We start from the raw sequence: 14,242 nt of genomic DNA, 5'->3' as shown, positions 1-14,242 counted from the left end.
GAATTAATGGTGTCCAGATGTCTTCAATTACAGACGAGCAATATGTTGCCAACATAATGCGCATGCTGGCTGGCGCGGTAAAGGTCATCGGCAGTGTGATCCAGCGTAATGCCGAAGTCGTGCTGCACGATCTGCGTCAGCCTGAATATTCGATTGCTGAGATCGTCAATGCAGAAGTGACGGGACGTAAGCGGGGGGATTCGGTATTAGCCGGATTACGCACCGACAGGGCATTTATCAGCGCGATGGAGCGCAAAGATGAAGCCATTTCCTTATTACTGGATTACCCCACCTTTACCCGCGAGGGCAAGCCGCTTCGTAGCAGCACTGCTATTTATCGTGACCGATACGGTGTGCCTTTTGCTGCACTCTGCATTAACGTCGATAACGCAGATATTGAGCAGGCGCTGCGCGTGCTGCAATCCATGACTGCGATGTGTCAACCCGAGGTGCAGGCCTCAGAAGTCGAACCGGCAGCGGAAAGCCCGGACACCATCGAAGATTTGATGAGCGAAATCATCAACACGACTTCTGCACTCAATCACGGAAACAATCGCAATGACATCAAACGGGCCAATCTGCTCGCGGTGAAGCATATGCAGGAGAAGGGACTGTTTCTGATGAAAGGTGGAGTGGAGAAAGCCGCAGCGGCGCTCGGCGTCACGCGTTACACCATCTACAACTATCTGGATGAAATCAAAAATGAAAACAGCTGAGTCGCTAAGCATTAAAACGCCGTTGCTGGAATCTTTGCCACTCAGCCAACTCAATAAAACCCGCGTGTGGCTGAAGATGGAAGCGATGCAGCCTTCCGGTTCCTTCAAAATCCGCGGTATCGGGTTTGCCTGTCAGCAGCATGCTGCGCGCGGAGTGAAGCGATTTATCTCTTCATCGGGGGGAAACGCCGGTTTGGCGGTGGCCTATGCGAGCCGTCAACTCGGTGTACCTGCAGTGGTTGTGGTCCCGGAGTCGACGTCTCAACATGCGCTACATCTGCTGACACTGGAAGGGGCGGAGGTGATCGTTCACGGTAAAACCTGGGCGGACGCTAATCAACTGGCGCAGTCGTTGGTGGCCGAACAGGACGCATTTATCCATCCTTTTGATCATGCGTTGTTGTGGCAGGGCATAGCGAACCTGATCGATGAAGTTGTAGAAGAAGGTGTGCGACCTGATGCTGTGGTGCTCTCAGTGGGCGGCGGCAGCCTTTTGTCAGGGGTTGATCAAGGGTTAACACGGCAAGGATTACATCATGTGCCGATTTACATCGCAGAAACCACGGGTATGGCGTCTTATCACGCTGCGTTGGCCGCGGGACATCCAATTGCCGTGGAACATCTCAGCGGCATTGCGACGTCATTAGGCGCACGCCAGGTCTGCCAGCGCGCCTTTGATGTCAGTAAAACCCGTGACGTGCTGGCCTCGCGCGTCAGTGACAGGGAAGCCGTTGATGCCTGCCTGGCATTTCTTAATGACCATCGCACCCTGGTGGAACCGGCATGTGGTGCAGCGCTGGCACTGCTTTACGGACAAAAATTGCCGTTAGCGGGTGTAGAAAACCTGTTGGTTATCGTCTGCGGCGGTTCCACTACGACCTTGAACGTGCTGCAAGCATTTAAGTGATAATTGGAGTTGAGATGACGGAAAGAGCCTACTATTTCAGCGATCTGCTGGAGATGGATACGGAAGTGGTGCGGTGTGAAGCGCAGGAAGATGGCCGGTTTCGTGTGCAACTGGCGGCAACGCTGTTCCATCCACAAGGCGGCGGGCAACCTGCTGACCAGGGCACGATAGGTGAGGCGAGGGTGTTACAACTCGTTCAGGAAGAGGGTGAGTTATTGCATATTACCGACCGTGAAGTGGCGCTGGGTCGCGTGCATATCCGAATTGATGCGGCACTGCGTGAGCTGCACACACGTTACCATTCGGCAGGACATCTGATTGCGTATGCCGGAGAGAAGTTTGGCTGGTTAGGCTACAAAGGTGATCATCGTCCCGGCAATGGACGTGTTGTTTTTAAACCGCAGGGCGAACCGCAACCCGTTGATGAATCGGCAATCGCTGAAGGTGTCGATGCGCTGGTGGCGCAGGATCTCGCACGCGTGCTACGGGATGACGCCGGACGAAGAATGGTCAGTTGGGGCGAGTTGACGCCGTATGCCTGCGGTGGCACGCATGTGCCGCGCACCAGTGAAATGGGTGAAATCGTGATTACCCGGGTTAAAGCGAAGAAGGGTGAACTTTCGGTGCAGTATGAAGTGCGAGATTGATGAGCAGGCGCATTAACGCCTGCGCTGCGTTACTTAAATTCATCTATTTTTAATTGTGCGAAAGCCTGATCGACATCGTTATAGGTTTGTGAGGTGGTATAACTGCCAGACAGTTGCCAATAAAAAACCGGCGCGCCAGGCTCTTCGCTACTCTCCGCCACACGATAGCGAGAGAATTTTATTTTCGCGGCTTCAGTTAGATCTTCATTGTCCTGATTTGATGAGAACTTCATTGCGCGAATCAGGTAATAAACGCCCTGAATCTGATGCAATTCAAAGCCAATGATTTTGTCAGACGAACCTGCCAGGCGGAAATCTGACCAGGTAAATCCGTCATCATCCGGGACCGGTAAAATATACGCGTTGCCGTTTTTATTGATGAACGCAGATAGAGTCTGGCTGGGATGTGAGGTGTTATTGTCAAAGGTGGCTGAGATCAGTAAATCCGGGACGCCATCCTGATTAAGGTCGATACTATTCGCCCCTGCCAGCAACTCGACTCGCGTAGCAGCCTGAGCGCCGAAAACGGTGCAAAATGACAGAATGAGAAACGCATAAGTCTTTAACTTCACTGCACGATTTCCTTACCGGTTTAAGACAATATCAGGGATTAACACCTCAATATTGAAAGACAGCATGGCATTGCTGCCTGATAGCCATCATGGCGTATTCGACGTTTTTGCTCTGCATGAGCGCTGAATTATGTGTGTTTTTGCCGGGATGCGAAAGGGTGAGAGGAGTAATTAAATTCAGAGCGATTCACTGATGAAGTGCGTCATCCATTACGCACTTTGCTACAGGAAAACGGGCCTAACCTTGACGTCTTTCCTTAACTTTCAACTCAGACCTGCGCCATGCCGCCATCCACGAAAAGTTCGGTGGCATTAACAAAGCTGGAAGCATCGGATGCAAGAAACGCCACTACCTGACCAATTTCACCCGGTTCACCCAATCGACCCAATGGCACCTGGGCGGCTAACGCATCGAACAATCCCTGACGCTGATCTTCCGGCACTAAATCGCCCAAACCCGGCGTGCGCACTGGGCCAGGGCTCACCACGTTGACACGAATTCCGCGATCTTTCACATCCAGCGCCCATGAACGGGCAAAGTTGCGCACGGCGGCTTTACTGGCGCTGTAAACACTGAATCCTGCTGTGCCCTGAATCGACGTGGTAGACGCGGTTAAAATGACCGAGGCTTTGTCGCTTAACAACGGCAGCGCCTTTTGCACGGTAAACAGCACACCACGCACGTTGGTGCCAAAGATACGGTCGAAGTGCTCTTCAGTAATCGCACCTAGTGGCAACATATCGCCGCCGCCAGCATTGGCGAATAGAATATCGAGCCGGCCCGCCTGGCGCGCAATCTGAGCATACACTGCATCCAGATCGCTCAACACGGAAGCATCAGCGCGAATGCCGATTGCCTGTGCACCGATTAGCGTGACAGCAGCATCCAGTTCTGGCTGGCGACGACCGGTGATAAACACGCGAGCGCCCTGTGCTGCCAGCGCCTGGGCAGAGGCTAAACCAATCCCGCTGGTGCCGCCGGTGACTAAGGCAATTTTACCGTTTAATGATGTGTTCATGAGTGTTCTCCCAAATGGATTTAAGTGTGTGATGACTGCGTTGCAGTGCATGGGAGGCAATGTAACCCTGCGTGGTTTAGCGATAAATGGTGTAAAATCGAAATCACTATTCCTGTGTGTGGATAATTATCATGGATCAGCTGTTGGCGATAAAGGCGTTTGCACGCGTGGTGGAGGCGGGGAACTTCACCCGTGCGGCCGATTTACTGGATATGCCCAATGCGACGTTGAGCAAACTGGTACAGGAGTTAGAAGGGCATCTGGGTGTGCGCCTGTTACAGCGCACCACGCGACGCGTCACCGTCACGCCTGAGGGACGAGATTATTACGACAAAGCGCTGCGTATCGTGCGTGACTTAGAAGATATCGACGGGGCTTTTAATGTGGTAAACGGAACGCCGCGCGGGTATCTGCGCGTTGATATTGGGGGCTCAACGGCGCGTGAGGTACTCATCCCACTGCTACCGGATTTCGTTGCGCGATTTCCTGAAATACGCCTCGATCTTGGCGTATCGGACCGGGCTGTGGATCTGATTAGCGACAATGTCGATTGCGTCATTCGTGGCGGTCCACTGGGTGATTCATCGCTGGTGGCGCGTCATCTTGGTGATGCTGAGATGATCACCTGCGCGGCACCCGCTTATCTCAAAACTTACGGCGTGCCAGCTTATCCGCAAGAGCTTAAAAATGGGCATCGCTGGATTAGCTATTTATCTCCGCAGAGCGGACGCGCCTTCCCGCTGCGCTTTCTGCAGGGTAATGAGAAACAGGAAATGAAAATCGAGCATCGCATTGGGATTAATGAGAGCAATGCTCATCTGGCGGCGGCGGTGGCAGGATTAGGTATCATCCAAACTTTCCGATACGCCGCAGCCGCAGATTTAGCGTCAGGTGCACTGGTGGAAATACTGAAGGATTGGCGTCCCGCCAGCTATTCGTTTCACGTGGTGTATCCGCAAAACCGCCATCTGACCCAGCGTTTACGGGTGTTTATCGAATGGTTGCGGGAAGTCTTTCCTGCACGACTCAATGGATGACAAGCCTGAGGCGATCTGTTAACTTTTTGTTTCTGAACTCCCTATTTTGATTACAGGCCTGCGTAAATGACACTTTCAGCCGCACTTTCCCCGTCATACGAACATGGCCTGTATGCGATCTGCTGTCCTCCACCGCCTCCTGCACGCGTTGTGGTTCGCTAAGAACCGACATTCTTTCACGCTTAAATTTACAACGTTTGTTTTAGGAGCATTTTCATGCGTTCTTCGTCTTTGACGTCGCAAGCGGCGACGTCGGGCTTCGTGCTGCTGTGGGGCAGTGCGGCCATCTTCTCACGCCTTGGTTTGGACAATGCCTCACCCATCGCGCTATTGATTGTGCGCTTCAGTGTTGCGCTGGCTGCATTATTGCTGGTGGGTCTATTTCGACGTCGATGGTTACCCGATGCAGGCAGCCGAAAAACGGTGATGTTCACCGGACTCATGTTGATTGGTGCCTATTCGGTGTGTTACTTCCAGGCGATGGCCGAGGGTGTGACGCCCGGTTTGATTGCCACCATTATGGGCATACAACCGATCCTGACCCTCTGTATTGTGGAACGGCGCATGCAGGGCATGCGATTACCGGGACTCATGATCGCCTTAGCGGGATTGGTTCTACTGGTATGGCGCAGTCTGTCAGCATCACAATTGCCGTTGAGTGGCATTGTCTTCGCGTTGGGTGCACTGCTGTGTATGACATTTGGTGCCATCATGCAGAAAAAAGTGTCACAGCATCCCGCACAGATACTGCCGTTACAATATGCGGTGAGCCTTGCGCTGTGCGCGTTGTTACTGCCGATCAAAGCTTTCCATATCGATTTTACGTTGCACTTCTGGATCTCCGTGCTGTTTCTCGGCGTGATGATCTCAGTGGTGGCGCAGTTGCTGCTTTACCGACTGCTGAGTGCGGGAAGCATCGTTAACGTGACCAGTTTGTTTTATTTGGTCCCGATCATTACAGCGGTGCTGGATTACCTGCTGTTAGGTAATGCGTTGCCGTGGTCGGGGATGGTGGGAATGTTGGCTATTCTGCTTGGCATCATGCTGGTATTCCGCGCGCCGCGCCTGAAAACTTCGGGCTAAGATCGAGTAGGGCGCATCAATCTTGATGCGCCGTTCATTGGGGTTAAACCGTGCCGGTGCCCCCATCAGAACACCAAACCTGTCCCGACGTGAAGCTATTCGTCGTTTCCGCAAACGTCACGTAGAGCGGCGCAATTTCAGCGGGCTGACCGGGGCGACCCAGTGGCGCAGTAGCGCCAAATTTCTCCACTTTTTCCTGCGGTTGGCCGCCACACACCTGTAGCGCAGTCCAGTACGGGCCGGGGGCCACGGCATTTACGCGGATTTGATCTTTACCTAACTGTTTCGCTAAGGCTTTAGTAAAGGCCACAATCGACGCTTTGGTCTGGGCATAATCCAGCAGGATTGCGCTAGGATCATACGCCTGCACTGACGACGTGTTGATAATCGATGATCCGGCCGGTAGATACGCCAGCGCCGCCTTGGTTATCCAAAACATGGCATAAACGTTAGTCTTAAACGTCGCATCAAAATCTTCCGTTGAAAGGGTGCGAATCGATTCATTGAACTGCTGGCGACCGGCGTTGTTGACCAAAATATCCAGACCGTCCAGTTTCGTCGCCGCTTCCTTCACCAGTTGCTGGCAAAAGGATTCGGAACGGATATCACCCGGAATGGCAATCGCCTTACGACCTTCCGCTTCAATCAGTTTGATCACCTCCGCCGCGTCCTGTTCTTCGTCGGGCAGATAATTTATCGCCACGTCGGCACCTTCACGCGCATAAGCAATGGCCACCGCACGGCCAATCCCAGAATCGCCGCCGGTGATCAGCGCTTTACGACCGGTTAAACGACCGGTGCCACGATAGCTGGTTTCACCATGATCCGGACGCGGTTCGATTTTGGCGGCCAGCCCAGGAAAATCCTGCAATTGTTTTTTAAAAGGAGGGGTTGGATATTGATGGGTAAGCAACGTTTTGTTAGTAAATGAACTCATCGTAATCTCCATGTTCTTCGCTATAGATAAAATAAGCTTGGCATAAATGTGATATATGTCACGTCAAAAAATGACCAATTGAAATTTCGTGGGTTAAGCGAAGCGTTATTGTTGCTGTAGCGATATGAGTAAAAGGAGTATTTGCAATGGGGAGCGAAGACCAGAATAAGCGCAAGACGTCAATCATATATCGCCGTTGCACTTATTCTTTTGCCAGTGGAACATCCCGGCATCCTTGTCGGTGGGGCGACTAGCACGCCCGATGCGGATTAAGATCCTTTGTTACTGCTTTTCCCGCCTTTTTTACCGGCTTCGGAAGCTTTCTCGGGGTTGTCTTTAAAATTCCCGCCGCTACTGCTTTGTCCACCTTTTTTACCCGCGTCAGATGCTTTTTGTTTGTCATCTGCGAAGTTTCCTGAACCGCCTCTATGCTCGGCCATAAAATGCCCTCATTCATGCATTGCGATTACATAATCGTGGGTAACATCACACGTTATGTCCAGACTGCAAAATTAAGGTTAGCGCCACTGGGGATATTAACAAGCGCGGCGGCAGCGTATTTTAATTTTGAATCGACAGATGCGATTTTTATTTTCTTAAGCAGATGAATTGCGAGGTTTAATATTATATATAAATAATCGAAGCGCAATTAGCGCTTCGATTATCAGTAAGAGCGTTTATTGCGCAGGCATCCGGGCGAAATAGGTTCCGCTGTAAGGAATAGGCAGGAAATCATGGAAGATTTGCTTCAAGGTTTGCTCGGGTTCGATATCTGCGAACAGCTGCGGATAGAGCGTTTTTGCCATAAATTCCGTTGCCGCGATGTGCCAGGGGCTGAGGTAAAAATTCATCCAGATGACCGCGGAGTGGCCGTTGCGCAATGCAGCTAACTCGCGCAAACCGTTTTGCTGCGCAGTCAGTCGGGCAAAGCTATTTTGCACCGCAGGCAGCGACACTTCGGGCCCGAGCTTGAGCAATCCCTGCGCCTCGTTATCGCCAAATCCAGTGGCAAAATAGTCATCCGGCTGTGCCGCGATCACCATTTCTTCACTTAAGCGACCAAACACCCCGTGCTGCGTTTTAGCCGCGATATTGTCACCGCCCGCGGCGTTTAACAGTTCGCCAAGGCTACCTTTGACGGCGGTGACACAACATTCATTCCGGCGGCCGAGGTGCAACTGCAACAATACCGAAGGCTTCGCGCCGTGATAACTGGCCAGCCGATCACGAATCACCTGCATATGTGCGTCATAAAAACGGTTAAAGGCCTGCGCGCGTGCTTGCTGATTCAGCACCTCGCCAAAGATCTCAACGCTGCGACGGGTATTCTTCAGAAGATGCACGCGCAGATCGATTTTCACCACCGGAATATGGGCGGCTTTCAGCATGCTCACCAGGCGCAGATCGGCATCATCGTAGCGCGCCAGGCTCGGCAGGATCACCACATCCGGTTTGAGCGCCAGGATCTGCTCAGGATTGATGGCATTCGGGCCACCTGAACCGAGGGAAGGGATGTTTAACATTTGCGGAAACTGGCGCGCAAAACTGTTCCACGTCTGGCTATCGTACTTTTTCAAATCCTGAGGCCAGGCAACGATATGCTGAAAGGGATTGCCCGGCTCCAGCAGCGCCAGCGTATACAGCATGCGGCTTTCGCCCAAGACAATGCGCTGCGGATGGTCAGGGATATCTACCTGATTTCCGTCAATATCCGTGACGGTTTTTGCCAGCGCGGCGCTGCTGAGTACCAGTAAGAAGCAGGCCAGAACAATCAGCATTGGCCCCCAAAGGGAACGGGCGCGCCGGGCGCCCGCTTTAACAACAGAATCAGAACTCAACGCTGGCCTCGACCATCAGGTTACGGGTTTCCCCTTCACGCACGCGCAGATTGCCGCCGCTGGAGGTGTAATAGTGTTTATTGAACAGGTTGTTCAGATTTAGCTTAAGCTGTGTCTTTTCACCAAACAGCCGATTGTTCCAGGCGATAAAGCTATCCGCCACCACGTAATCCGGCATCGTGAAGCTGTTCTCAGGATCGCCGGCTCGCGAGCCGACATAGCGCGCACCGCCACCGACGCGGGAATCACCGGGAATGCCGTTAATACTGAGACTGTGGCTGAGATAGAGTGCGCCCGAATGACGCGGTGCATTTTGCAGCCGATTGCCATTGTTAGCAGAATTTACGCCATCATCGACGATTTCAGCCTTATCGTAACTGTAGTTAGCGCTGAGATCCCAGCCCGGCAGCACTTCGCCGTTCAGCTCAAACTCTGCGCCGCTGGAACGCGCTTTATCAATCGCACGCGTTGTACCGTTAATGCTGAGTGACATGTCACGTTCATCTATGCGGTAAAGCGCGACACTGGCAAACAGCTTGGGCGATATCTGCCATTTACTGCCGACTTCCCAGGTCGTGCCCTGTTCAGGTTTACCGACATTGCCGTCATCGTCCACATCGGTGGAGGGGGTAAAGGATTTGCTGACGCTGGTGTAAAGCGAGACATCCGGGGTGATTTTATAAATCAGGCCCGCCTGCGGCAGGAATTTATTGCCTTCGCTGTTCAGTGTTTCCACCACCGGATCAAAGCCTTTAGACGCGCGCTGCTCGTAATGCTGATAGCGCCCGCCAAGCACGGCAATCCACTGTTCTGTCAGTGAGATACTGTCTTTAGCGTAAACCGAACGGCTATGAATGCGATTCAAATTATTGGCGTTGGCGGTGTTTTCCGTGGTGCTATTGGTGACCGGCGACAGGATGTCGTATTGCGGATCGGTAAAGTTAAACCCGGTATTCGATTTTCCCTGATACTGATGCGCACGATAAGTCTGGTTCATTTCATAGTCAGTCCCGATCACCACATCGTGCGTCATACCCAACAGCTGTTGCGAACCGAGCAGATCCCATGAAACGTATTTAGTTTTGTGGTTAAAGCCGCGGTTAGCATCTGCCCGACGCGTGACGACACCGGTGGTGGGATTGATGGCGGTAACGCGTACTTCGTTGTTGTCGTATTGGCGCTGATTCCAGCCAATAGTGACGCGCGTGCTCCAGTCATCATTGAACTGCCAGTCATAATGCGCATTAAGGGTTTTATTGTGGCCCCAGGCGTGGTTGGCCTTGTCGTCGAGACGATCCTTGTAGCCAATATCCAGCGGCTTACCATTGATAAAGGCGGTGCCGCGATCGTACGGAATATCGTATTGATAATCTTCATAGCTCACGAGGAAGCTGGCGTTTTCGCCGTACCACTGTAACGAAGGCGCAATCAGCGTATGCTTTTCGCTGCCAAAATTGCGCCAGTAATCCTGATTCTGCTTTTCGGCAATCAGGCGAAAGGCAAAGCCGTTGCCCAGCGGGTCGGTGACATCGACGGTTCCGGCGCCGCCACCTTCGCTGGAGGAACGGCCACTGATTTTGGTGTGCCAGTCATATTGCGGTTTTTTGCTGACAACGTTAATCACCCCGCCCGGATTCTGGATACCGTAAAGCAGGGAAGCCGAGCCTTTCAGCACTTCGACACGTTCGGTGGTGGCATCAAAATTTAATCCCTGGCTGCTGCGAATGCCGTCACGATAGATCGAACCATCGGAGTTGCTGCCAAATCCACGACGCACAAAACCATCTTCGGTGCCTGCCAGGGTATTGCCCTCCGTGACCCCACTGACAAAGCGCATCGCATCAGCGAGACTGGCGGCTTGATAGTCTTCAAGCTGTTGCTGAGTCACCACGCTCACCGATTGCGCTTCGTTCAGACGCGGCGTGGCGGTTTTGCTGGCAACGGAGCTGCTGGTGGCGTTGTAGCCTTGTGGGCTACTTTCCTGCGCCGAAACCGTGAGGGTATTGTTGCTTTCCGCTGCCAGACTGCCTGCGGCAGTGAGAACGCTGACGCCGTATATTGCGGCGATAATGGCCGGATGACATGTGGTTTTAAAAGCGAAATTTTTGTTGTTATTCATTTAAATAAACCTGGTGTTGGTGCGGAATTAATCTCGTCCATGAAACGAAGCTAGGATTAAATTTTTCCAGCAGAGAAAAATGCATGAAATAAGCATTCCCTGTGGATCATGCGACCTAAACTGAGATGGCGTGATGTTATTGAGAATCATTCAAACATGAAAAAATGTAGTAGTAAATGGAAATAATGACGTGGATACTACAGCATGAATGCAGTCCATGATCGCCATTTTCTTTTGAGGATTATTTCTAGTAAATAGATTAAAAACAGACACATGATTTGATGTCTTATTGTGGTTTAACGACCCACCCTAGAGGCGCGCTAACTCTCAGAGAGCTGGATTAAACAGGAAATATCACTACAATGCAGTGCCTAAATGGGGGACGGAATCACGCCCTGATGACAAACAGGTAAAAAGATGGCCGTAAATAAAATTAAAAATCGGGTTGATGTATTAGGTGAACGCTATCGCGCACGCGCCCCGTCATTATCGTCCAGCCTTCAATCCGTCGCGCGATATATCCACGATAATCGTGAGGCAATATTAGATGCCACCGCAATGGAAATAGCGGATGTGACTCACACCTCAGATGCCACCGTGGTGCGTGCCATTCAGGCATTGGGATTTGCCGGTTTGCGTGATTTGAAAACCACGCTGAAAGCCTGGTTTGGCCCGGCGATGAATTCAGAAGAGAAGATGAGCGCCACCGTCAGCGAACTGTCGTGTGACATCAATTCGGGCATCGATTTCGTGTTGGGCGGCCATAAACGCGCCTGCGATGCCCTCTCGGAACCCCACAACCGGCAAGCGGTCGCGCAGGCTGTCGCGATGCTGATCGACGCGCGACAGGTTGCGCTGTTTGGCATTAATGCTTCAGGAATTCTGGCGGATTACAGTGCTCGCCTGTTCACGCGTATTGGCATTCCTGCCGTCACGCTCAATCGTTCGGGCATTGCCCTCGCCGAACAGTTGATCACCTTACAGCGTGGTGATGTGCTGATCATGATGGCGCAGAAATCTGCTCATAAAGAAGGGCTGACCACCCTGAAAGAGGCGAAGCGACTGGGGATGCCGGTAATTTTGCTGACCAATGCCTTAGATTCTGCCTTTGCCAAAGAAGCGGATGTGATTATCAATGTGCCGCGCGGTGGGGAGAATGGTCGTATGCCATTGCATGGCACCGTGCTGGTGTGTCTTGAGATGTTGATTTTGTCGGTGGCTTCAGCAACGTCATCGCGCACGGTAAAAACCATGAAACGCATTCAGGATCTCAATCGCTCACTGAAGCCCACCGGCAAAAAATAGCGTAATTAATTGTCAGAGGTACGCGGCGTGGCGGCTTTGACCATTCCGCTGCGCGTGACAAGCCACACCGCCAGCACAATCAGCAATGCACCGCCGATAAAGCCCTGATAGATCTGTTCGTCCAGCACTAACCAGCCCCACAGGATACCAAAAGGCGGGATCAGGAAGGTGACGGTGAGGGTGCGCAGCGGACCAATATCGGCCAGCAAACGGAAGTAGATGATGTAAGCCAGCGCGGTGCAAATAAAGCCGACGGCCAGGATGCAGGCCCAGACTTCAGGGATGTGCCAGTTCGCCGCAGGCGTTTGCGGCGCGCTGAAGGCAAAGAAAGGCAGCAGGAACAGAGAGGCGCCCAGCTGGCTGCCGAACGCGACTTTGGTGGCATCAAGCCCGCCGCGCGAACCAATCCAGCGCTTAGCGAGAAAGCCGGCAAAACCGTAGCAGGTGGTGGCGACCAGACATGCCGCGATGCCGAGCACCAGCGCGTGTGAGAGCACCCCTTCACCAGTGGTACTGATCAACAAAATGCCGACAAAACCGGCCACCATGCCCAGCACTTTACTTACGGTCAGTTGTTCATTAAAGAATGCGGCGCCTATCACGACGCCCATCAACGGCGCGGTGGCGTTGAGTATCGCGGAATAACCTGCGGGCAGCACGCGAGCGGCGAGGCAATACATCAGGAAAGGTAATCCAGAGTTAATCACACCCAGCAACATTGCCCAGCCAAGTTTGCCTTCGAAGCGGCGCGGAATGCGTAGCACCGCCATCACGATGATTAAACCTAATGCGCCACATAACACGCGCAAAAAAGCCGTATTCACCGCACCCAGCGCGGGAACGGCAATACGCATAAAAAGAAAACTGGCTCCCCAGATAGCCGCCAGCAGTAATAGTCGCAACGAGTCCGATGTTCGCATGGTTCAGATTTAATCATTAGAAAGATGGGCTGACATCATAGCAAAAATTCTTAACACTCAAAGCGATGTCGCGGTGCTATGTTACTTCGCTGCATTACAAAAAACGGCGAGGGAATGAATGCATTGGGAGTCTGAAAGGCTGCTGTATCGACCGGTTGAACGCACGGATCTGCAGGCGCTTTTTCGCATCTATGGCGATGCGCGAACACATCAATTTAACCCGCGCGGGCCTTATCCAAACCTTGATCATGCGCGAGAAGTGTTATTACGCAGAATCAAAGATCGCGCCATTCATGGATTCGATGATTGGGCCATTATGGAAAAAAGCGATCCTCAGCATGTGATTGGTTTCGGGGGCGTATTTGTCAGCGAATTCAACGGGCGCAGAACTAACAACCTGGGTTACCGTTTTGAGCCGGATGCCTGGGGAAAAGGCTATGCGACAGAACTCGCGCATCGTGCCATCCGCCACGGTTTTGAAGACCTAAAGCTGAGAGAAATCGTCGGTGTGGTGCGCGAGAATCACACTGCATCGCGCCGAGTACTGGAAAAGGTCGGGATGACTTTCCTCGAAAGGGTGTTTAATCCGCAGGATCCACCCGCCAGTTTAATGTTCAACATCACGCGCCAACAATGGAGAGAAAGAAATGGAACTGAAGATTAGTAAACTCACGGCAGATGATTACGCACAGTGGAAATCGCTGTGGTTAGGCTATCTCGACTTCTATGTCAGTGAGGTCACAGAAGAAGTCACCAATACGACATTTCAACGATTGGTTGCGGAGGGCGAGCCGATGCATTGCCTGGTGGCGGAGGAGCAGGGCAAATTGACCGGGCTAGTGCATTTTATCTGCCATCGCAGCACCTGGACCATGGGTGACTATTGTTACCTGCAGGATCTGTTCGTCAGCCCTGACGGGCGTAAACAAGGCACGGGTCGCGCGTTAATCGCAGCGGTGAATGCTGCCGCTGAGGCGTTGAACTGCTCGAAAGTGTATTGGATGACGCGTGAGAATAATTACCGCGCACGAGCGCTGTACGATCAGGTCGCGGCGAAGACGGATTTTATTCAGTATCGTATTGCGCCCTAATTCGGGATCTCATTAGCACCCTTGCCAATCCTTAACCCCATCCTGTACCAT

15 protein-coding genes are annotated in these 14,242 nt (G+C 52.4%); 8 read left to right on the top strand and 7 right to left on the bottom strand.

What is annotated here, in order from left to right; translation table 11 throughout:
* Nucleotides 1-17: 17 nt before the first annotated feature.
* From IAE30_RS02275 to IAE30_RS02265, 3 genes are read left to right on the top strand one after another with little or no spacing between them, the layout of a single operon-like run.
* Nucleotides 18-716: a transcriptional regulator gene (locus tag IAE30_RS02275; RefSeq protein WP_200678230.1), complete on the top strand. Its 699-nt coding sequence runs from the start codon at nucleotides 18-20 to the stop codon at nucleotides 714-716.
* Nucleotides 703-1,623 carry a pyridoxal-phosphate dependent enzyme gene (locus IAE30_RS02270; protein WP_200537560.1) on the top strand — a complete coding sequence of 307 codons (921 nt, stop codon included), beginning with the start codon at nucleotides 703-705 and terminating at the stop codon, nucleotides 1,621-1,623. The genes IAE30_RS02275 and IAE30_RS02270 overlap by 14 nt, the downstream gene beginning before the upstream one ends.
* A 14-nt stretch (nucleotides 1,624-1,637) precedes the next feature.
* A complete protein-coding gene (locus IAE30_RS02265; protein ID WP_200678228.1) occupies nucleotides 1,638-2,270 on the top strand; it encodes an alanyl-tRNA editing protein in 633 nt (210 codons plus the stop codon).
* A gap of 29 nt (nucleotides 2,271-2,299) precedes the next feature.
* On the opposite strand, the gene IAE30_RS02260 is transcribed toward IAE30_RS02265, so the two are convergent.
* Nucleotides 2,300-2,842, bottom strand: coding sequence for a CpmJ protein (locus IAE30_RS02260; RefSeq protein ID WP_200537562.1), 543 nt, complete (start codon nucleotides 2,840-2,842; stop codon nucleotides 2,300-2,302).
* A gap of 269 nt (nucleotides 2,843-3,111) precedes the next feature.
* On the bottom strand, nucleotides 3,112-3,861 hold the full coding sequence (locus IAE30_RS02255) for an SDR family oxidoreductase (RefSeq protein WP_200678226.1): 750 nt from the start codon (nucleotides 3,859-3,861) through the stop codon (nucleotides 3,112-3,114).
* A gap of 131 nt (nucleotides 3,862-3,992) precedes the next feature.
* On the opposite strand from IAE30_RS02255, the gene IAE30_RS02250 reads away from it, so the two are divergent.
* Nucleotides 3,993-4,898: a LysR family transcriptional regulator gene (locus IAE30_RS02250; RefSeq protein WP_200678224.1), complete on the top strand. Its 906-nt coding sequence runs from the start codon at nucleotides 3,993-3,995 to the stop codon at nucleotides 4,896-4,898.
* A 210-nt stretch (nucleotides 4,899-5,108) separates the two neighbouring features.
* A complete protein-coding gene (locus IAE30_RS02245; RefSeq protein WP_200537809.1) occupies nucleotides 5,109-5,981 on the top strand; it encodes a DMT family transporter in 873 nt (290 codons plus the stop codon).
* A gap of 43 nt (nucleotides 5,982-6,024) precedes the next feature.
* Here IAE30_RS02245 and IAE30_RS02240 read toward each other — a convergent pair whose 3' ends face one another.
* The 4 genes from IAE30_RS02240 to IAE30_RS02225 form a co-directional block, all read right to left on the bottom strand.
* Nucleotides 6,025-6,918, bottom strand: coding sequence for an SDR family oxidoreductase (locus tag IAE30_RS02240; RefSeq protein WP_200678221.1), 894 nt, complete (start codon nucleotides 6,916-6,918; stop codon nucleotides 6,025-6,027).
* Between the two features lie 269 nt (nucleotides 6,919-7,187).
* Nucleotides 7,188-7,358: a general stress protein gene (locus IAE30_RS02235; RefSeq protein WP_072050596.1), complete on the bottom strand. Its 171-nt coding sequence runs from the start codon at nucleotides 7,356-7,358 to the stop codon at nucleotides 7,188-7,190.
* Nucleotides 7,359-7,595: 237 nt separating this feature from the next.
* Nucleotides 7,596-8,696, bottom strand: coding sequence for an ABC transporter substrate-binding protein (locus IAE30_RS02230; protein ID WP_200678220.1), 1,101 nt, complete (start codon nucleotides 8,694-8,696; stop codon nucleotides 7,596-7,598).
* A 49-nt stretch (nucleotides 8,697-8,745) separates the two neighbouring features.
* Nucleotides 8,746-10,875, bottom strand: a complete 2,130-nt coding sequence (locus IAE30_RS02225; protein WP_200678217.1) for a TonB-dependent siderophore receptor — start codon at nucleotides 10,873-10,875, stop codon at nucleotides 8,746-8,748.
* Nucleotides 10,876-11,292: 417 nt separating this feature from the next.
* Between IAE30_RS02225 and IAE30_RS02220 the strand changes: the two genes are divergently transcribed.
* Nucleotides 11,293-12,180: a MurR/RpiR family transcriptional regulator gene (locus tag IAE30_RS02220; RefSeq protein WP_200678215.1), complete on the top strand. Its 888-nt coding sequence runs from the start codon at nucleotides 11,293-11,295 to the stop codon at nucleotides 12,178-12,180.
* A gap of 5 nt (nucleotides 12,181-12,185) precedes the next feature.
* Here the strand turns inward: IAE30_RS02220 and IAE30_RS02215 are convergent, their stop codons facing one another.
* Entirely contained in the window at nucleotides 12,186-13,100 is a 915-nt protein-coding gene (locus IAE30_RS02215) for a DMT family transporter (RefSeq protein WP_200678213.1), read from the bottom strand.
* Between the two features lie 118 nt (nucleotides 13,101-13,218).
* On the opposite strand from IAE30_RS02215, the gene IAE30_RS02210 reads away from it, so the two are divergent.
* Nucleotides 13,219-13,764, top strand: coding sequence for a GNAT family N-acetyltransferase (locus tag IAE30_RS02210; RefSeq protein WP_200678211.1), 546 nt, complete (start codon nucleotides 13,219-13,221; stop codon nucleotides 13,762-13,764).
* The gene (locus IAE30_RS02205; protein ID WP_234472656.1) at nucleotides 13,748-14,191 is read left to right on the top strand and encodes a GNAT family N-acetyltransferase; all 444 of its coding nucleotides are present in this window, start codon (nucleotides 13,748-13,750) and stop codon (nucleotides 14,189-14,191) included. Before IAE30_RS02210 ends, IAE30_RS02205 begins: the two co-directional genes overlap by 17 nt.
* Nucleotides 14,192-14,242: the final 51 nt, after the last annotated feature.

It is taken from the genome of Pantoea sp. S61 (assembly GCF_016625145.1).
Taxonomy (GTDB): Bacteria; Pseudomonadota; Gammaproteobacteria; order Enterobacterales; family Enterobacteriaceae; genus Pantoea; species Pantoea rwandensis_B.
This window is presented reverse-complemented; position numbering and strand designations above follow the sequence as displayed.